Below are 17,811 nucleotides of genomic sequence, written 5' to 3' on the forward strand. Positions count from 1 at the left end.
GCTTGCTTGCTTGCTTGCTTGCTTGCTTGCTTGCTTGCTTGCTTGCTTGCTTGCTTGCTGGCTGGCTGGCTGGCTGGCTGGCTGGCTGGCTGGCTGGCTGGCTGGCTGGCTGGCGGACAAAAGAACGGCCACACAAACACTGCATCGGCCCTATGCCTCCAATCAACGGTGTCTCTATATAGATAGCGAGTTGAATGGCCTCCATGATCGAGCATTATGCAGGGCCGCTAGCCGCTCGGGGCCCCGGTTCCGGGTGTTGGGGCGGACTACTTGCCGGCGCAACGCGCCGGTCCCCTTGTCGCAGTCATGATCGGGGCGCAGTCTGAACTCGCCCAGTGATTGGTCCCCCGGACCAATCACAAACTTTGGGCTCAAACAGCAGACTGCTTGCATCCCCGATCATGACTGCGACCGCGGCAAGTACTCTGACTCGCCCCAACACCCGGAACCGGGGCCTCGAGTGGCGACCTACGTAGAGCGGTTGAAACAATGAGCGCCCCTCTCTATATAGAAGGGCTGTTCATCATTGCGACTCAATCCTCTATATATAGTTGGGTGGTAAGCCTCCCCAAGAAGTAAACCAATCCCCCTCTATCCTCACTGACCTTCAATACTCCTTTGGTTCTCAGGCTCTTTGCTTAGGTCTTTGAGTCTCTAAGTCTGCATCCATGAGAACATCAAACATCTCAACACATCCTCTCTAGTAGAAAAAACCCAGCTTGCTCTCACCGATAGAACGTCCTCTACACCGACACGCTCTCTCTATATAGAGGACAAAGACACACCTGCAGAAAGCAACTACAGAAACACAAGCTCACCCAAGGCAGCCCCCCCTCCTATCTACTCTATATAAAGATCCTCTCCCCTTACGCCCCCAAGCAATAAGCTAATCCCCAATTCATTGTTATTTTCTGTAGCCACGTTCATTACCATTCCTTATGCACTTAATCCTCTAAGCAGGCCTCTGCTTACTCAAGAGAGTAATAATGATCAAACCAATCCTCATCTCCTTGGCATTTGCATTCAGCGCGGTCCTGGCACCGACTGCCTCCGCAGAGCCAAGCACACCCGACACGGCAGCCAAACCAGCCGCCTTGATCTCGGCTGGCGACCTGGCCACCAAGCTGGATCAAAACAATCTGCGCATTCTGGATATCCGCACAGACAAAGAATATGCAGCAGGCCATGTACCAGGTGCCGTCCACACTCCATATGGAGCCTACCGCGGCCCAGCCGAGAACGCCGGTGCCCTGCGCTCCGAAGCCGAGTTGTCTGCCCTGTTCAGCAAAGCCGGCATTTCCAAGGACAGCTACGTTGTCGTCACCTACGCGGGCGCCAACCCCACAGACTTCGGCGCAGCAGCACGCGTGTACTGGACACTGAAAGCTGGCGGCCTGACCCAGCTATCCATTCTGGACGGCGGCCTGCAAGCCTGGGAAGCCGAAGGCAAAACCCTGAGCAAAGATACCCCCACTGTCACCCCCACCGAATTCAGCTACCACTACAACAAAGACATGGTAGTCAGCACACAAGAAGTGGCTGACTACATCAAGAATGGCCAAGCCCCCGTCTTGCTGGACGCACGCCCAACCGAATTCTTCAAAGGTGAAAAGCGCGTTGACGCCGCCGCCCGCTACGGCACCCTGCCCGGCGCACGCGAGCTGGACTTCAACAGCTTTTTCCGTAGCGACAAACCCGTCCTGAAAGACACCGGAGAACTCGTCAAGATCGTCAAAGAGCAAGGCCTGGACGACAAACCCACCGTTTCGTTCTGCAATACCGGCCACTGGGCTGCGACGAACTGGTTTGTCCTGTCCGAACTGGCCGGCAACCCTAACGTGAAGCTCTACCCCGAGTCCGTCGTGGAATGGAGCCGCAGCAACTTGCCTATGGATAACCAGCCCTCCCGTTTCGAAGTTCTGAAACTCGATGCCAAGCGCGCCATTAACTAAAGAAATCGATCATGCTTTATCTGACTAGACTGGGCTTTATCCTGGCCAGCCTGACCCTGATTGTTGGGGTCGCTCTGGTAGGTGGACTGCGCCAAGGCCTGCTCGCCCTGTTGGGGATTGGCTTTGGTGCCGTACTGCAAGGAGCCCGTTTCGGTTTCACGACCGGATGGCGTAACTATATCGAGCGCCGTGACCCTCAAGGTATCTGGGCACAAATGCTCCTGCTGGTATTGGCCGCCGCCTTCACCCTACCCTTGATCGCCGATAGCGGTGGCGAGCTGGTTGGCGCGATTGCCCCATTGACCATCAGCCTGGTATTGGGCGCCTTTCTGTTTGGCGCTGCCATGCAACTGGCTGATGGCTGCGGTTCCGGCACTCTTTATAAAGCAGGCGCAGGCGCACCGATTTCCTTTGCGGTTCTGCCTACCTTTGCTATCGGTAGCTTTCTGGGCGCATCGCACCAGCCCGGCTGGATTGCCCTGGGCGGCCTACCCGCCATCGACCTGACTGTGTCCTTGGGCTGGCCCACTGCCTTGTTGATTACCGTACTGGGCTGCGCCGCCGTATCCTGGTTCGTTGGCCGAGGCGCACGTCGCCATCAAAAAGAGCAAAATAGCCCACCAGCCAAATGGGAAATGCGCTGGTGGATGGGCGCTTTGCTGCTGGCCGTGCTGTATGCCATTCACATGATTGTCGCAGGCCAACCCTGGGGCATCGTCTATGGTATTGGCTTGTGGGGCGCAAAAGTATTCTCGGCTCTGGGCTGGTCCCCGGTTGGCGACGCATTCTGGGGCGTAGCTCCGCACGCACAACGTCTGGCTGAACCCGTCCTGGCTGACGTTACTTCGGTCACCAACTTTGGTTTGATTTTGGGCGCCATGGCAGCCTCGCGCTGGAACCATCCTGCCAATTTCAAATCACCCAATGCCCGCACTTTGTGGGTAGGCGCAATTGCCGGTCTGGTGATGGGCTACAGTGCCCGTATGGCCTTCGGATGTAATGTGGGCGCATTCCTGGGAGGCATTGCCTCGGCCAGCATACATGGCTGGGTCTGGTTTGCACTGGCCTTTGCCGGGTCCATCATAGGCGTGCGCATTCGTCGCCGTGTTAATCCTTGAGTCGTGCAAGCATGAGCAAAACTACTTTCCGCCTTATTACCAGTACCTTCTGGCTGGTCGTTGTCTTGCTAGTTGTCATGGACAGCCTGCAAGACTATCCCTACCGTCCCGAGCCCGCCCCCATTGCCTGGGGTAGTGGACAAGCCGCTAGCGGCGGCCACTGCTCGGGTCGATAAGCCAGGCTACCCGGCCTGTAACACCCCTGATGGGAGAAAACCAGGCAGCCTTACTTGGCTGCATCGGGTTCCACCATCAGGGGTTTTCTTTTGGGTGAAAGAAAGCGCATCCGCTTGTAGTGACAAACCGACAGCCTGCATTGCCTGCCCCCCACACAAGCGCCAGAGCACGACAAAGCAAGCACAGAGCCGTGCTAGCATCAATCAGATTTCCCAACCCTCTGTTGTCATGCTGACCTTCCTTCGCACCACCTTTAGCCGCAGCCTGCGCATGTTTTATACCGTTGCGCGCATCATGCTCCCCATCATGATTGCGGTGCGTATTGCCGCGCAGTTGGGCCTGATCGAGCAAGTCGGCAAACTGATAGGCCCGATCATGGCACTGGTTGGCCTGCCTGCCGAAGCCGGTATTGTCTGGGCAACCACTGCTCTGGCCGGTATTTACGCTGGCATAGGATCAATGGCGGCCTTGGGCGACAGCTTGAGTTTCAACGTGGCTCAAATCAGCGTCTTGGGCACCATGATGCTGTTTGCACACAATATGCCCATGGAACAGGCAATTGTGCGTCGGGCCGGAGCCAGCTTCTGGTTTACCGCCACGCTGCGGATTGTCTGCGCCCTGCTTTACGGTGGCCTGCTGGCCTGGGGTTTGAATAGCGCCGGGCTGTTACAGGAACCCGTGTCCCTTGCCTGGCTTTATGGGCAATCCAATGCCACACAAGGTGGTTGGCAAGGCTGGGTAGACTGGTTATGGGGAACGGCCAGCTCGCTATTCATGACCTGGCTGATTATTCTTGGCCTGCTCCTGATCCTGTCAGCCCTGGAGAAAATCGGCTTCACCCGATTGCTGACTCGACTCCTGCTTCCCTTGCTCCGCTTTTCAGGCTTGGAAGAACGAGTCGCCCCCACCACCACTATTGGCGTATTGCTGGGCTTGAGCTACGGCGGTGCCTTGATTATTGATGAGTCCCGCCAGCAGAACTACAGTCCCAGAACACGCTTGCTGGCCTTGTCCTGGCTGTCACTGAGCCACTCCCTGATTGAAGACACCATTCTTATTCTGGCTCTGGGTGCCAACATCTGGGTGGCCCTGGTCGGCCGACTTGTTCTGACCTTGTTGGTTATTGGCCTGATGGCCCGTCTGACATTACCAGGTAGCGCCCTGTACAGACGCTACCTTGCTTCTGCCTCGCACCCTCAGGATGCTTAGCTTTTGACCAGCAGATCCTGAAAACGCTGGTAAAACTTCTTGAGCTTGGGCGCAATGACCATCTGGCAGTAGGCTTGCTCGGGGTTCAATGCAAAATAATCGTGGTGATAGTCCTCGGCCTCCCAGAAAGTGGAACTGTCGAGCACATGGGTCACGATCGGTGCATCAAACTGCGATTTGATTTCTTCGATGACTTCAAAGGCCTGGCGGCGCTGTTCTTCATTTTGACAAAAAATTGCGGATGCATACTGTGGTCCCTGGTCAGCGCCCTGACGATCCGGCGTGGTAGGGTCATGGGTCAGGAAAAATACCTCCAGCAAATCCCGATAGGAAATGACGGAAGGGTCGAATTCCACTTTGACTACTTCAATATGGCCGGTCTGCTTGCCGCAAACCTGCTCATAGGTAGGATGCTCTACATGGCCGCCACAATATCCGGGCACCACAGACTGCACACCTCGCAAGGCTTTGAAAATCCCTTCAGTGCACCAAAAACATCCGCCACCTAATATGGCTGTTTCCTTCATGAATTCTCCTTTGTTGACGAATTGGCTAGACTCAGCAACCAGGCTGCAATAGCTTGTGCTTGCTCGGCGCTGATCCGGTTTTGAGCGGGCATGGGGATAGCTCCCCAGTTCCCCCGACTACCCTGTTGAATTTGTCGCTGCAAATACGCCTGAGTTTCCTGCGCCGGACCTGACGCGTAGCGTTGGGCGATCTCCCGAAAAGGGGGCCCGACCCGTTTACGATCAATTTGATGACAGGACAAGCACTGCGCCTGCACGATATCCATCAGCGCTACCGTATCAGCCTTTGCCACCGGATTAAAGATCATCAATCCACAAAAAACTACTAATGGTAAACGTCTGGCCCAAGAGACTGAATGCAGCATGATCCTTCCCTTACAATTTACCCAGCCCTGGTCTGGGCTCGCAGTCACGCTATTATCTGATATTCATCTCTGTAATGGGCACGCATGTTAATTCACCCGCAGTTTGATCCCGTCGCCATACAACTTGGACCCCTTGCCATTCATTGGTATGGCTTGATGTATTTAGTGGGCTTTGGCCTGGTTTGGCTGGCTGGCACAGCGCGTATCCGTGCTGGCTATGACTTGCTGACCCGCAAGGACCTGGAAGACCTGATCTTTTACTGCGTCCTGGGCGTGGTGGCAGGTGGGCGTCTGGGCTACACCCTGTTCTATCAACCCTCTTACTACTTGTCGCACCCGCTGGAGATTCTGTATGTCTGGCAAGGTGGCATGTCCTTTCATGGTGGTCTGATCGGTGTGCTGGTGACAATTGCGCTGTTTGCTCGAAACCGTCAACGGCGTTTTCTGGAAGTCAGTGATTTTCTGGCTCCCCTGATTCCCTTGGGGCTGGCCGTGGGCCGCCTGGGTAATTTCATTAACGGCGAACTATGGGGTCGCCCCAGTGATGTGCCCTGGGCCATGGTATTTCCGCAAGTGGATGCAACCCCCCGCCATCCTTCGCAGTTGTATGAGATGGCTCTGGAGGGCATTGCCCTGTTTATCTTGCTGTGGTGGTTCACGCGTCGTCCACGCGCCGTTGGTCAGACCAGTGCCCTGTTCCTGATCGGCTATGGTTTCTTCCGCTTCATGGTGGAATACACTCGTGAGCCCGACGGCTACCTGGGTCTGCTCAGCGCAGGCTTGTCGATGGGACAGTGGTTGTCCTTGCCCATGATTGTCGCTGGCCTGGCTCTGTTTGCGTATGCCAGCAAACGAGACGTTGCGCCTGGCAGTCAGAAGTAAACAAAACAGCAGAAAGGAAAAAAGCCCGTCCAGATCTGGACGGGCTTTTTTTGTAGGTGCCCCACCATTGCCGTCAAGACCGGCATCCTGGAACCGAAGGTCCAAGATCGGCTGTCATCAAGCCAGCTTCGGGTTCGTCGACGAGGACGATCGCTCCTACTGGCTAATCCAACAACCTGTATGCCAAAAGCATTGGTTCAAGGAATGTATGGTCGTGTCACGAACACGGCAGGGACTTACTGGGATGAAGCAGCCCGCGAGGGACAACAAGGGGCTGCTTTCAAATTTGGTTTAGCGCGCGGTACCCGAAGGTTCGATGACCTCGTCAATCATTGCGTGCATGTCTTCAATTTTACGCTTGAAATCGCCAAAAGCAACATTAGCCAGAGGACCATCAGGTGCTTTAGCGGATAAAAACTCGCTGGCGATCTGAATGGCGGCCATGACGGCGATACGTTCGTTGCCAGAGACACGGCCCGAACCCTTGATAGACTGCATGCGCTGGTCTACCAGCTTGACAGCTTCCAGCAAGCGCGCTTTTTCGGAAGGAGGGCATGCCAGAGAGTAATCGCGGCCCAACAGGGAAATATCGACTCGTTCCATGACTTACTCCTGTACGGCACCGGGTAAACGCATCAGGATCGAACCGATCTGGTCACGAGCCTGTCCTGCTACATCACGCAACACCCCCATACCCGCGCGTGCGCTGTCCAACTCGCGACGCAAGGCAACTACCTGGGCCTGTTCCTGTTCAAGCAGCTTTTTCAGTTCTGCCTGATCAGCCTGCGCTTGTTGCTGCACCATATCCAGTTGACGCTGATGCGAAGCAACACCGGTGGACAGGGACTCGAACTCATCTTGTTGACGACGATTTTGCTGGCGCAAGGCGTCCAGCTCGGCATCCTGAGTTTTCAGACGAGCTAATAATTGAGCGCGTTCAGCGTTGAGCTGACGAGATTGCTCTACCAGTTGACCGATACGGTCAGCGAGAAAGTCGAGATCTTGCAACATGGGCCTTATCGTAAACCATTGCTAGCGTTACTGGGTAGAGGAATTTCATACTAATGATAACCTTTCACCCATCTTTCCATTACCTTTCAAACTTCTTTCAAAGCCTGCCATCCACCTACGAACACGCTCCCAAAAAACCCTAAATTTCCGGAATTACCGGGAAAACCCTTAAAAACTAGGGTCATCTCAGGGTTTCCAGTCTTCAAGTGCTCCATTACCATGCGTCACCTCTGTTCAATGCAGTCGGCACACGCAGAGTATGGAGCCCGCTCCACTATAAAGAAGCTGACACAGGAAAAAGGAAAACCAATGCGCAAGGCAGACAAGGAGAATCCACCTTATGCAAATTAAAAATAAACAGGACTTCTGGTCCGGGGTCATGTTCGTGGTCGTGGGCGCCGCTTTCGCGCTCGGGGCCACCAGCTACTCGATGGGAACAGCCGCCCGCATGGGGCCCGGCTACTTCCCCTTCTGGCTTGGTGTATGCCTGAGCTTGTTAGGGGCGGTTGTCACTTTGGGCTCGATGTCTGCCAAAGCAGAAAGCACTGAGGTAGAGAAGTTTAACTGGAAAGTGCTCTTCGTTATCATCGGCGCGGTCGTGCTTTGCGGTCTGACACTGAACTCGCTGGGTGTTTACATCTCCATTTTCCTGCTTGTACTGATCAGCAGCTTTGCCAGCCATGAGTTTAGCTGGCCTGTTGCACTGGGCGCAGCCGTCTTTTTGGTGCTGTTCGTCTGGTTGGCATTCATCAAGGGCCTGGGGCTGGTGTTCCCCCTGTGGCCAAGTTTTCTGGCCTGATTAGGGGGTGAACGAATATGGAATTATTTGACAACCTGATGCTGGGTTTCTCGGTGGCGATCACGCCCGAGAACCTGGCCTATGCTTTGCTCGGTTGCATACTGGGCACCTTGATTGGCGTGTTGCCTGGCATTGGCCCTGTGCCAACCATTGCCATGCTGCTGCCCATTACGTATGTACTGCCTCCCGTTGCTGGTCTGATCATGCTGGCCGGTATTTACTATGGCGCCCAATATGGTGGGTCTACAACCGCCATTCTGGTTGCCCTGCCGGGGGAAACCTCAGCCGTGGTCACCGTGCTGGACGGACACCAGATGGCCCGTAATGGCCGGGCCGGTGCTGCCCTGGCGATTGCTGCTCTGGGCTCTTTCTTTGCCGGTTGTGTGGCCACCGTGCTGCTGGCCGCTTTTGCACCGCCCTTGGCTGAAGTCGCCTTCAAGTTTGGCCCTGCGGAGTATTTCTCATTAATGGTCTTGGGCCTGGTCGGTGCTGTGGTGCTGGCTTCGGGCTCCCTGCCCAAAGCTATCTGCATGATCTTGCTGGGTCTGCTGCTGGGTATGGTCGGTACCGACGTGAACTCCGGTGTTGCCCGTTACGACTTTGGTATTCCAGAACTGCAAGACGGTATCGACTTCGCCGTGGTGGCCATGGGTGTGTTTGGTTTCTCCGAAATCATGAACAACCTGGAGCTGGGCGATCAACGCGTGGAGATCACTGGCAAGGTCGGGTCGCTGTACCCCAACAAGCAAGAGTTCAAGGAGTCCTGGCCTGCTGTCGTGCGTGGTACCGCCATGGGTTCTTGCCTGGGTATCTTGCCCGGTGGCGGCGCGGTCCTGTCCTCCTTTGCGTCTTACACATTGGAGAAGAAAATCTCCAAGAACCCGGAACGCTTTGGTAAAGGTCACCCTGCTGGTCTGGCCGGTCCCGAGTCTGCCAACAATGCTGCCGCTCAAACCTCCTTCATCCCGCTGCTGACCCTGGGTATCCCCGGTAACGCTGTGACCGCGCTGATGATTGGTGCCATGACCATCCACAACATTCAGCCTGGTCCACAAGTGATGACCAGCCACCCTGAACTGTTCTGGGGTCTGATCGCCTCCATGTGGATTGGTAACCTGATGCTGGTCATCCTGAACCTGCCATTGGTAGGCCTGTGGGTGAAACTGCTTAAAGTACCCTACCGCCTGCTGTTCCCCGCCATTCTGGTGTTCTGCACGGTGGGTGTGTACTCGTTGAACTACAACGTGTTTGACATTCTGGTCACCGCCGCCTTCGGTTTGGTGGGCTACGTCTGGTCCAAGCTGCGTTGTGAAGGTGCTCCGCTGTTGCTGGGTCTGGTCCTGGGACCAATGATGGAAGAAAACTTCCGTCGTGCCCTGCTACTGTCCCGCGGTGATTACACCACCTTTGTGACACGTCCTCTGTCCCTGTCGCTGCTGGTCCTGGCTGCCTTCCTGGTTGTGGTTGTGGCCCTGCCTTCGGTGAAAAAGAAACGCGAAGAAACCTTCGTCGAAGAGGACTAAGACACCGTCCGTTCTCTGGTTTGAACACTCCCGCTGAACGGGAGCATTCAAACCGGCGCAGTCAACAAGAAGGCCTGATCTCGTCTCTCCACGAAATCAGGCCTTTTTCTTTGTCATCTGGTTTCGCTGCCTGCTTTCAAGACAGCCAAATCTTCGAAAGAGCGCACGGCCCTACGTCAGGAAACAAACCTCAAGCAGCCAGAACTGCCTGCGTACACAAGCTTCCCAACAAGGGAGCCAGAATGACACCGGGGTGAGCCACGACGGCGAACAAACCATCTAAGATCTCAATAGGCGCGCACGAGGGCTACGTGTTGCAAGACATGAGACGCCCACATTGCCAAGTGCCGGTACGACACTGCCAGCAAAAACGACAAGGGCCTGAACCCCTTGCGGAATTCAGGCCCTTGAGATCAGTCCAACTTACATCGTGCCTTGACGGCGCTTGTAAAAGTTACCGATATACATGGCCAGCAGCACCAGCACGGTAGAGATCAGAATCATGATGATCCCCAGCGCCGAGAGCTTGCCCCACAAACCATCTTCGGCATAACCCAGCACCTGTACCGCCAGCACTTCCGTACCGGGACGGGACAGCACCACCGACACCGTCAGCTCACGAATGAACATGGTTGCCATCAAGATCCAGGCCGACACCACACCAGGAATCAGCAAAGGAATAATGATGCGGCGCATGGTGGTCCAGGAACTGGCCCCGGCAACGGCCGAGGACTCCTCCAGGTGGGCATGGACCTGCACAAAAGCGGCCGACAAGGGTCGGATACCGTAAGGCAGATAAGCGGCGATATAGGCCAGCAGCAAGGCGGTCAGCGTGGCATACAAAGGCGTTTGCACAAAGAACCACATAAAGCCGATCCCGATCACAATCCCCGGGAAGGAAAAGGACAGGAAGCTCAAGGTATCCAGCAGCGCCGCCGCCCGCGTTCGTAACTTGACCACCACATAGGCCACAAACAGCGATAGCAATACACCCAGACTGGCTCCGACCACAGCCAGGAACAAACTGTTCTTCATGGCCACTTTGGAGATCGGGTCTTGAATGACATCAATCCAGTTCGCCCAGCTCATCAGGGAGAAGGCGCGAGCACTAGGCACCATGGAGTACGGAATCATGGAGGTGTAGAGCAGCACAGCCACAGGCAGCACCACCATCAACAAGCTGATAATGCCCACAATGATGAACAGCGGGATTTTCGCCCGACGCAATTCCAGTTGAGTGGGCTTGAAACCACGGCTGGAGATCGTCACATACTTGCTGCTTTCTTTCGTCATGTAGCGATACAGAACGATCAGGGCAATGGAGGCCGACAGCACACTCATGCCCAGCGCCGCCGCTTTTCCGTAATCCGGCGCAAAGCCGGTTGAGATCATCTCGAACAGATAAGTGGCCAGCACATCCACACGACCTGGGGTACCCAGAACACGTGGCACGGCGTAGGAGGCCAAGGCCCGCACAATCGCCAGAATGAAAGCCGCCATGATGGCTGGACGCAGAATCGGCAGGGTAACCCGCGTCAAGGTACGCCACAGACCGCCCCCGAACACACGCGAGGACTCTTCCATGGAAACGTCAAAAGAGGCCATGGCAGGCGCAATGATCAGATAGGCCACGGGCATGTTCAACAAGCCTTCGACCAGAATCATGCCCCATAGGGAATAAATATTCAGCGGCGCTTCCTGCAGGCCCAATGTGTCCTGCAAGAACATATTGATCAGGCCGTTGGACGGGTTCAGCAGCAATGCCCAGCTAACCGAGAACAGCAAGTGCGGAATCATCATGGGGACGATGGACAGCACCGTGAATACCCCTTTCATGGGCATGTTCGTACGGGTATTCAGATAGGCCAGGAAAACAGCCAGCGCAGTAGAGAACAGGGACGAGCCCAGCACGAAAACCACCGTATTGAAGGTGACTTCCAGCAAGAAGGGATCGGTGTAGGCGGCTACATATTTAGCCGTGGTAAAGGAACCAAAAGCCGTCAGGCCCTGCGAGAAGCTGCCCAGCAGCAACATCAGGACCGGGCACAGCGTCAGAAAGCCGACGATCAGAATAAGCGACCAGCTAAGTGGTCTGCGTGTGTGATTCATGATGCCCCGCCCTTATGCCGACAACAGCATGCAGTGTTCAGGGTGCAGGTTAAAGCGTACGGTGTCGCCCTCTTTCACCTTCACGTCTGGATCAATACACACCAGAAGCTGCTCTTTACCCACTTTGACCTCGGCCTCGTAGGACTCACCGACGAACTCCAGGGCCTGGACCTGACCGTGGAACAGGTTCTGCCCCACTTCATTGGCCTGGCTGCTGACGCGAATAAATTCTGGGCGAATGCACAAGGTAACTTCGGTGCCCACGGGCAGGTCACGCTTCTTGCAATGCAGTTGGCCCAGTTCGCATTCCACAATGGTGGAGTCTGCACGCTGCTCCAGCACTTTGGCGCTGATCTGGTTGGCTCGACCAATAAAGTCGGCCACAAAGCGATGATCAGCATCAAAGTAAATTTTTTCTGGCGTACCAATTTCCAGAATCTTGCCACCACGCATCACGGCGATGGAGTTGGACAAGGCCAATGCCTCGACGCGATCGTGCGTCACGTACACAGCGGTAATGTCCAGACGGCTCAGAAATTCGCGTAGTTCTTTACGGGTTTCTTCACGCAGCTTGGCATCCAGGTTACTGAGCGGCTCATCAAACAAAATGACTTTAGGCTCAGCCACCAGGGCTCGGGCCAATGCCACACGCTGCTGCTGACCACCGGACAGACGCGTTGCGGAACGCTGATCCACCCCTTCCAGCTGCACAAACTTCAGGATGTTCGCCACTTTTTCACGAATCACCTCTTTGCGCTCGCCACGCACTTGCAAGGGGTAAGCAATATTGTCGAACACCGTCATGTGCGGCCAGATGGCGTATGTCTGGAACACCATGCCCAAACCGCGCTTTTCCACCGGCACAGCAATATTCTTGGCGATGGACCAGACGATCTCGTCCCCAATGCGGATTTCACCCTCGTCTGGGGTTTCCAGACCAACAATGCACCGCAGCAGCGTGGTTTTGCCGCAGCCGCTGGGCCCTAACAGTGTGAAAAACTCATTAGCGGGAATCGTCAGGTTGATATTGTCCAAAGCCTTGAAGGTTTTGCCCTCTGAGACATAGGTCTTGCTTAGGCCGGTAATTTCAATTTGCATAATGAGTAAATGTTTTCAATAAAAATAAGGCGAGGCGCCAAGGCGCCCCGTTCTAGACGAACCTGTCGTTCTGGTCGTACCGATTAACGGACGGCGAAGATACGGCTGAATTCGCGGCCCCAACGGACCAGTTCTTCGTCGCTCAGGTCGCGAATAGGCTCGACCTTGGCTTTATCGATCCCCGCAACCGGAGGATGTACCCCTGGAGCCAGGACGTATTCGCCAACCTTGTTGGCCAGAATGCCCATGGCTTCATTACCCAGCCAGTAATCCAGGAACACGCGGGCAGCATCAGGATGCGGCGCGTTCTTGGTCAGGGCGATGGCACGTGGGGAGCCCAGCAAGGGCTGATCCGACATGGGGCCCCAGGCCAATGGCGCAGGCGACTTGGTCACGATGTACTTGGGCATGGAAATGGCAATCAACTTCTCGCCACTTTCAATAGGAGCCGGAGTTGGGCCAAACGAGGCCACGAACATGGGCTTGTTGGCAGCCAGGCCTTTCAGGAAGTCCAGCCACTGCTCTTCACTGCTAAAGACCTTTTCCTTCAAACCAATCAGCCAGCCAATGGTGGAGGGGTGGTTGGAAGGGTTGGCCATCACAATCTTGTCTTTCCACTTGGGATCGGCCAGATCTTCGTAGCGTTGTGGCGCATCCTCGGCCTTGAGGTGGTCCGTATTATAGATATAAGACACATATTCGATGCCAAATTGAATAATCGAATCGTCTTGAATGGCCCACTCGGGGTAGCCCTGCACGGCTTCGGACTGATGAGGAATCAGCACGCCCTGCTCTTTGAGCAGTTGCAGCATGGGCAAGGGAGCCTGAACCACGTCCGCCATCAACTTGCCGGCATTGAACTCGGTCAGGATGGTGGGGATGAACTTGGAGCTGGAAATACGGGTGTATTTGCCTTCAATGCCTTGCGCTTGTTGCAAGGCCTTCATGATGGGCTCTACCGCCGTGATGTTGGCGTAGAAAACAGCCTGGCCTTGAGCCTTTGCTTTTTCCAGTACGGCTGCGTCTGCCGCCCACGCCGCCCATGGCAAAGAGGTACTCATAGACGCCAGTCCGGTGGCACCTGCCAGCTTCAAGAAACGACGACGATCAAAAGTGGTCATAGGATTCAAGTTCCAGTTAATTAGCCAGGAAATTATGTGCGCCCATCATAATCCAGACAGACAAATTCCATTTATTACAGATCTATGTCTGGTTTAGAACATGAGGGGCCTGACGCCGTCAAGCCTAAAACGTTTTGCTGCTTATTCGGGCAGGCAAAGATCAAGCCGATAAAGCTGCGCTAAGCTGTACGATCGAACAGATTATTTTCCAGGAGACCCGCGCCATGACCCCATCCATTCAGCCTAAACACTATGAACCTGCCAGCCCGCAAAAAGTGGCGTTCATTGGTCTGGGGGTGATGGGCTATCCCATGGCAGGACATCTGGCCCAGGCAGGGCATCAAGTCACGGTGTACAACCGCAATCCGGCCAAGGCGGAACAATGGAGTAAAGAGTTCAAACAGGAATGGGCCGCTACCCCCGCCCTGGCTGCCGCGCAGGCTGATATCGTGATGGCCTGTGTCGGCAATGATGATGACTTGCGCTCGATTTCTCAGGGGCCGGACGGTGTGCTGGCAGGCATGAAGGCAGGGAGCCTGTTTATCGATCACACCACCGCCTCGGCCGAAGTAGCCCAGGAATTGGGAGCACTGGCTGCCAAACAGCAAGTTGCATTTATCGACGCCCCCATTTCTGGCGGACAGGCTGGTGCTCAGAAAGGCATGCTCAGCATTATGTGTGGTGGGCAAGCTGAGGATATGGAGCGCGCCCGCCCGCTGATGATGAGCTACGCCCAGGCCTGCACGCTGATGGGCCCCTTGGGGTCCGGGCAGCTGTGCAAGATGGTGAACCAGATTGCCGTTGTCGGACTCTTGCAAGGTCTGGCCGAAGCCATGGCTTTTGGTGAACGGGCCGGACTGAATATGGAGCAGGCCCTGTCTGTATTGAGCAAGGGTGCGGCGCGCAGCTGGCAAATGGAAACTAAAGGCCCCACAATGCTGGCCAGAGACTTTCAGCCCGGCTTTACCGTGAACTGGATGCTGAAGGACCTGGATTTGGTGCAGCGGGAAGCACAGCGTAATGGGGCCCAGCTTCCCGCAACCCGCTTGATTCAGGAACAGTTTGCGAAGATTGCCCAGCAAGGCTATCGCGATTGGGATATTTCTACCCTGTTCAATCTGCTGGCCCGCCCAAACGACGCGGCTTAATTCACGTGTTTTCTGGTTTAGGCGCTTCGGGCTGAAGCAAGGGCAAGCGTAGCGTCGCCTTCAAACCGTAGCCGCCCATATCGTTGGGCTCCCCATCGGTCAGCACAATCGTGCCGCCATTGCGTTCGGCGTAAGCCAGCGCAATGGCCAGACCCAGCCCGGAGCCAGAACCCCGTCCACCCTTGCGTGCCGGGCCGCCCCGATCAAAACGTACAAATACGCTTTCACGCAAACTGGCAGCCAAGCCCATACCGTTGTCCGTAACACTGATCCAGGCCAGCTTGTCGTCATGCCCGGCAGAAACCGTAATTGCACTGCCACTACCAGCGTGATTGATGGCGTTGTGAATCAGGTTGGAAACGGACTCATGAATCTCGGCATCGCTGGCATACACCCACAAAGGTGCCTGCTCGCCCTCTTCTCCTGGCCCGATCCAACCCAAATCTTGGCGATGCTCACGGGCCAAAGGTAGATATTGCAACACCACCTCACGCCCCAGACTGGCCAGGTCAACCTGTCCTTGGCTCATGGTGGTGGTATGACTGGCATGAGCCAGAGCCAACAACTGCTCGGTCAGGCGAGTCGCCTGCCCCAATTGCTTGATGATCGCCCCCAGGGACTCACGGACACGCTCGATATCCGGTTCACGGCGAGCGTATTGGGCCTGGGTATGAATAATCGCCAAAGGGGTGCGTAATTGATGCGAGGCATCGGCCAGAAACTGGGCCTGTCGATCCAGCACGGAACGATACAACTCAATATGGTGATTGACCGAACGCACCAAAGGCACCACCTCGCGCGGCACGTCGCGCTCGTCCAAAGGTTGCAAGTCGTCCACGCTACGGTTACGCACTTCCTGACGCAAGGCCTGCAGGGGGCGCAAGGCCCACGCTACGGCAAACCAGACCAGCGCCACGGCTATCAGCAACATACGCAAATTGCGGAAAATGCCTTCGCGCCAGGCTTCTTGCTGGGTGCGCAAGCGCAAATCCAGGCTTTCGCCTACCATGACCAGAACCTGCCTATGCTGGCCTTTGTAGTGCAGGTCCCGCCACAAGGCCACCATGCGCACGGTGTCATTGCGGAAATAAGAATCGTAGAAAACCGGCACGCCTTCATGGTCGGCCAGATTGGAAGGACGCGGCAGCCCTTCCATCCCCAGCAAAGTGCGCCCTTTTAACTGATTGGCATCGACACCGCCCAGGTTACGAACCAAAGGGGTGATTTCTTCGACACGGAAATACTTGCGGTTACCCGGTCGGGATTCCAGCATGACCTGCGCATAAAAAGGCGGATCAATACGCAAACTACCGTCAGCATTGAACTCCACGCTGGTCTCCAGCACTTTGGCCGGTTCCAGCAAGGCGCTGTCGTAAACATTTTCCGTGACCGCGTTCATGGCCAGGTAGTCTTCCCAGCTGTCGTAAAGCAGTAAAGCCACCACCCCCGGTATCAGCAGTACCAGCAGCCAAAAGCGCAAACTGCCTTGCCAGGCATTGGCGGGGGGTGGAGAAGGGGCCGTCATGAAACGCCGGATTCCGCCTCAAGCACTTCCAGCATGTAGCCCAGACCACGCACCGTCACGATGTGCACATCGCTATTGGCCAGTTTCTTGCGCAAGCGATGCAGGACAACCTCGATAGCATCAGGGCTGGCATCGCTATCGTGCTCGAAAACTCGGGCAAATAGCTGGGACTTTTCTACAGGCATGCCAGAGCGGCTGATCAGAACCAGCAAGGCCGCATGTTCACGCGGCGTCAAATGCACAATGGCATTGTCCAGCAGGAATGCCCGGCTCTCAGGGTTGTATTCCAAAGAGCCACAGCTGACCACCGGGGCCACACGGCCACGGCTACGCCGTACCAGTGCCGCCAGACGAGCTTCCAGCTCTTCCAGGGCAAAGGGCTTGGTCAGGAAATCATCGGCACCGAGATTCAGACCACGAACGCGATCCTGCAAGGCACCTTGAGCAGTCAGAATCAGCACAGGAGTGTGATCGCCGCGTTCGCGCATCTCGCGCAAAAGCACCAGCCCGTGTTTGTCGGGCAGGCGCAAATCCATCACGACCGCATCATACTCATGGGCCGCCAACAACACTTCTGCCGAGCGGGCGTCATGAGCGGGATCGGGCAAAAAACCACTTTGCGCCAAGGCCCGCTCCAGCCATGCGGCCATTTCCCGCTCATCTTCAACCAATAATATGCGCATGATCCCTGCTATCTAAGGTATCGGCATCAACTGCGCTTTGCAGGCGCTGACGTAAATAACGATTTTCCTGCCGCCGTCGGAACAAAATATCCGACAGCTCGTTCAGCGCTTGCTGATAGACTTCCCGCTTGAACTCAATCACTGAATCAAGTGGCACCCAATATTGACTCCAGCGCCATGCATCAAACTCCGGCGTCGACGAGGAACGCAGGCAGACATCACTGTCTCGCCCTACCAGCCGCAACAGGAACCAGATTTGTTTCTGGCCCTTGTAATGGCCACGCGCCTCCCGACGTACAAAATGATTGGGCACGTTGTAGCGAAGCCAATCTCGCGTCCGGCCTAATATACGGATATGCTCAGGCAGCAAGCCCACTTCTTCATGCAGTTCGCGGTACATCGCTTGTACGGGTGTTTCACCGTATTTAATACCGCCTTGCGGGAACTGCCAGGCATGTTCCCGAATACGCTTGCCCCAAAAAACCTCGTTCTTGCGATTAACGAGGATAATTCCGACATTAGGACGGTAGCCTTCACGATCTAACATAGGCCACCTCTAACGAA

18 protein-coding genes and 1 other RNA gene are annotated in these 17,811 nt (G+C 55.7%); 8 read left to right on the top strand and 11 right to left on the bottom strand.

What is annotated here, in order from left to right:
- Nucleotides 1–986 precede the first annotated feature (986 nt).
- The 4 genes from U2949_RS15295 (at nucleotide 987) to U2949_RS15310 (ending at nucleotide 4,456) form a co-directional block, all read left to right on the top strand.
- Nucleotides 987–1,952, top strand: a complete 966-nt coding sequence (locus U2949_RS15295) for a sulfurtransferase (protein ID WP_321288628.1) — start codon at nucleotides 987–989, stop codon at nucleotides 1,950–1,952.
- Nucleotides 1,953–1,963: 11 nt separating this feature from the next.
- Nucleotides 1,964–3,070: a YeeE/YedE family protein gene (locus U2949_RS15300; protein WP_321288630.1), complete on the top strand. Its 1,107-nt coding sequence runs from the start codon at nucleotides 1,964–1,966 to the stop codon at nucleotides 3,068–3,070.
- Between the two features lie 11 nt (nucleotides 3,071–3,081).
- Nucleotides 3,082–3,246, top strand: coding sequence for a hypothetical protein (locus U2949_RS15305; protein WP_009454924.1), 165 nt, complete (start codon nucleotides 3,082–3,084; stop codon nucleotides 3,244–3,246).
- A gap of 229 nt (nucleotides 3,247–3,475) precedes the next feature.
- Nucleotides 3,476–4,456: a membrane protein gene (locus tag U2949_RS15310; protein ID WP_035275734.1), complete on the top strand. Its 981-nt coding sequence runs from the start codon at nucleotides 3,476–3,478 to the stop codon at nucleotides 4,454–4,456.
- Here the strand turns inward: U2949_RS15310 and msrA are convergent.
- On the bottom strand, nucleotides 4,453–4,983 hold the full coding sequence (gene msrA, locus U2949_RS15315; RefSeq protein WP_009454920.1) for a peptide-methionine (S)-S-oxide reductase MsrA: 531 nt from the start codon (nucleotides 4,981–4,983) through the stop codon (nucleotides 4,453–4,455). The genes U2949_RS15310 and msrA overlap by 4 nt on opposite strands.
- Nucleotides 4,980–5,348: a c-type cytochrome gene (locus U2949_RS15320; protein WP_035275678.1), complete on the bottom strand. Its 369-nt coding sequence runs from the start codon at nucleotides 5,346–5,348 to the stop codon at nucleotides 4,980–4,982. The genes msrA and U2949_RS15320 overlap by 4 nt, the downstream gene beginning before the upstream one ends.
- Before the next feature lie 84 nt (nucleotides 5,349–5,432).
- On the opposite strand from U2949_RS15320, the gene lgt reads away from it, so the two are divergent.
- Entirely contained in the window at nucleotides 5,433–6,230 is a 798-nt protein-coding gene (gene lgt, locus U2949_RS15325) for a prolipoprotein diacylglyceryl transferase (RefSeq protein ID WP_026485505.1), read from the top strand.
- A 54-nt stretch (nucleotides 6,231–6,284) separates the two neighbouring features.
- Here the strand turns inward: lgt and ssrS are convergent.
- The 3 genes from ssrS to U2949_RS15340 form a co-directional block, all read right to left on the bottom strand.
- Nucleotides 6,285–6,468: non-coding RNA, 6S RNA (ssrS, locus tag U2949_RS15330), on the bottom strand.
- Between the two features lie 53 nt (nucleotides 6,469–6,521).
- A complete protein-coding gene (locus U2949_RS15335; protein WP_009454914.1) occupies nucleotides 6,522–6,833 on the bottom strand; it encodes a cell division protein ZapA in 312 nt (103 codons plus the stop codon).
- A 3-nt stretch (nucleotides 6,834–6,836) separates the two neighbouring features.
- Entirely contained in the window at nucleotides 6,837–7,241 is a 405-nt protein-coding gene (locus U2949_RS15340; RefSeq protein WP_009454912.1) for a hypothetical protein, read from the bottom strand.
- A 340-nt stretch (nucleotides 7,242–7,581) separates the two neighbouring features.
- Between U2949_RS15340 and U2949_RS15345 the strand changes: the two genes are divergently transcribed.
- The gene (locus U2949_RS15345) at nucleotides 7,582–8,040 is read left to right on the top strand and encodes a tripartite tricarboxylate transporter TctB family protein (protein WP_009454910.1); all 459 of its coding nucleotides are present in this window, start codon (nucleotides 7,582–7,584) and stop codon (nucleotides 8,038–8,040) included.
- Nucleotides 8,041–8,057: 17 nt separating this feature from the next.
- Nucleotides 8,058–9,563, top strand: coding sequence for a tripartite tricarboxylate transporter permease (locus U2949_RS15350; protein WP_022983204.1), 1,506 nt, complete (start codon nucleotides 8,058–8,060; stop codon nucleotides 9,561–9,563).
- 423 nt (nucleotides 9,564–9,986) lie between these two features.
- On the opposite strand, the gene U2949_RS15355 is transcribed toward U2949_RS15350, so the two are convergent.
- The 3 genes from U2949_RS15355 to U2949_RS15365 form a co-directional block, all read right to left on the bottom strand.
- The gene (locus U2949_RS15355; protein WP_022983205.1) at nucleotides 9,987–11,672 is read right to left on the bottom strand and encodes an ABC transporter permease; all 1,686 of its coding nucleotides are present in this window, start codon (nucleotides 11,670–11,672) and stop codon (nucleotides 9,987–9,989) included.
- A gap of 12 nt (nucleotides 11,673–11,684) precedes the next feature.
- Complete coding sequence (locus U2949_RS15360; RefSeq protein WP_321288639.1) at nucleotides 11,685–12,770, bottom strand: ABC transporter ATP-binding protein; 1,086 nt, start codon at nucleotides 12,768–12,770, stop codon at nucleotides 11,685–11,687.
- A gap of 83 nt (nucleotides 12,771–12,853) precedes the next feature.
- A complete protein-coding gene (locus U2949_RS15365; protein ID WP_009454900.1) occupies nucleotides 12,854–13,891 on the bottom strand; it encodes an ABC transporter substrate-binding protein in 1,038 nt (345 codons plus the stop codon).
- A gap of 224 nt (nucleotides 13,892–14,115) precedes the next feature.
- Between U2949_RS15365 and U2949_RS15370 the strand changes: the two genes are divergently transcribed.
- Nucleotides 14,116–15,039: an NAD(P)-dependent oxidoreductase gene (locus U2949_RS15370; protein ID WP_257724168.1), complete on the top strand. Its 924-nt coding sequence runs from the start codon at nucleotides 14,116–14,118 to the stop codon at nucleotides 15,037–15,039.
- 1 nt (nucleotide 15,040) lies between these two features.
- On the opposite strand, the gene U2949_RS15375 is transcribed toward U2949_RS15370, so the two are convergent.
- From U2949_RS15375 to U2949_RS15385, 3 genes are read right to left on the bottom strand one after another with little or no spacing between them, the layout of a single operon-like run.
- Nucleotides 15,041–16,564, bottom strand: a complete 1,524-nt coding sequence (locus tag U2949_RS15375) for a sensor histidine kinase (RefSeq protein ID WP_026485503.1) — start codon at nucleotides 16,562–16,564, stop codon at nucleotides 15,041–15,043.
- On the bottom strand, nucleotides 16,561–17,247 hold the full coding sequence (locus U2949_RS15380; RefSeq protein WP_022983208.1) for a response regulator: 687 nt from the start codon (nucleotides 17,245–17,247) through the stop codon (nucleotides 16,561–16,563). Before U2949_RS15380 ends, U2949_RS15375 begins: the two co-directional genes overlap by 4 nt.
- Nucleotides 17,228–17,794 (bottom strand): RNA pyrophosphohydrolase, encoded by a 567-nt coding sequence (locus U2949_RS15385; protein ID WP_009454891.1) that lies wholly within the window; start codon nucleotides 17,792–17,794, stop codon nucleotides 17,228–17,230. The genes U2949_RS15380 and U2949_RS15385 overlap by 20 nt, the downstream gene beginning before the upstream one ends.
- Nucleotides 17,795–17,811: the final 17 nt, after the last annotated feature.

This window comes from Alcaligenes phenolicus, assembly GCF_032063905.1.
GTDB classification, from domain to species: domain Bacteria; phylum Pseudomonadota; class Gammaproteobacteria; order Burkholderiales; family Burkholderiaceae_B; genus Alcaligenes; species Alcaligenes phenolicus.

Bases quoted from the DNA above. Each gene is read 5' to 3' on its own strand.
- U2949_RS15345 (WP_009454910.1), top strand. From the start codon at position 7,582: ATGCAAATTAAAAATAAACAGGACTTCTGGTCCGGGGTCATGTTCGTG.
- lgt (WP_026485505.1), top strand. From the start codon at position 5,433: ATGTTAATTCACCCGCAGTTTGATCCCGTCGCCATACAACTTGGACCC.
- U2949_RS15365 (WP_009454900.1), bottom strand. From the start codon at position 13,891: ATGACCACTTTTGATCGTCGTCGTTTCTTGAAGCTGGCAGGTGCCACC.
- U2949_RS15375 (WP_026485503.1), bottom strand. From the start codon at position 16,564: ATGACGGCCCCTTCTCCACCCCCCGCCAATGCCTGGCAAGGCAGTTTG.
- U2949_RS15300 (WP_321288630.1), top strand. From the start codon at position 1,964: ATGCTTTATCTGACTAGACTGGGCTTTATCCTGGCCAGCCTGACCCTG.
- U2949_RS15295 (WP_321288628.1), top strand. From the start codon at position 987: ATGATCAAACCAATCCTCATCTCCTTGGCATTTGCATTCAGCGCGGTC.
- msrA (WP_009454920.1), bottom strand. From the start codon at position 4,983: ATGAAGGAAACAGCCATATTAGGTGGCGGATGTTTTTGGTGCACTGAA.
- U2949_RS15360 (WP_321288639.1), bottom strand. From the start codon at position 12,770: ATGCAAATTGAAATTACCGGCCTAAGCAAGACCTATGTCTCAGAGGGC.
- U2949_RS15370 (WP_257724168.1), top strand. From the start codon at position 14,116: ATGACCCCATCCATTCAGCCTAAACACTATGAACCTGCCAGCCCGCAA.
- U2949_RS15305 (WP_009454924.1), top strand. From the start codon at position 3,082: ATGAGCAAAACTACTTTCCGCCTTATTACCAGTACCTTCTGGCTGGTC.
- U2949_RS15355 (WP_022983205.1), bottom strand. From the start codon at position 11,672: ATGAATCACACACGCAGACCACTTAGCTGGTCGCTTATTCTGATCGTC.
- U2949_RS15380 (WP_022983208.1), bottom strand. From the start codon at position 17,247: ATGCGCATATTATTGGTTGAAGATGAGCGGGAAATGGCCGCATGGCTG.
- U2949_RS15310 (WP_035275734.1), top strand. From the start codon at position 3,476: ATGCTGACCTTCCTTCGCACCACCTTTAGCCGCAGCCTGCGCATGTTT.
- U2949_RS15320 (WP_035275678.1), bottom strand. From the start codon at position 5,348: ATGCTGCATTCAGTCTCTTGGGCCAGACGTTTACCATTAGTAGTTTTT.
- U2949_RS15340 (WP_009454912.1), bottom strand. From the start codon at position 7,241: ATGTTGCAAGATCTCGACTTTCTCGCTGACCGTATCGGTCAACTGGTA.
- U2949_RS15385 (WP_009454891.1), bottom strand. From the start codon at position 17,794: ATGTTAGATCGTGAAGGCTACCGTCCTAATGTCGGAATTATCCTCGTT.
- U2949_RS15350 (WP_022983204.1), top strand. From the start codon at position 8,058: ATGGAATTATTTGACAACCTGATGCTGGGTTTCTCGGTGGCGATCACG.
- U2949_RS15335 (WP_009454914.1), bottom strand. From the start codon at position 6,833: ATGGAACGAGTCGATATTTCCCTGTTGGGCCGCGATTACTCTCTGGCA.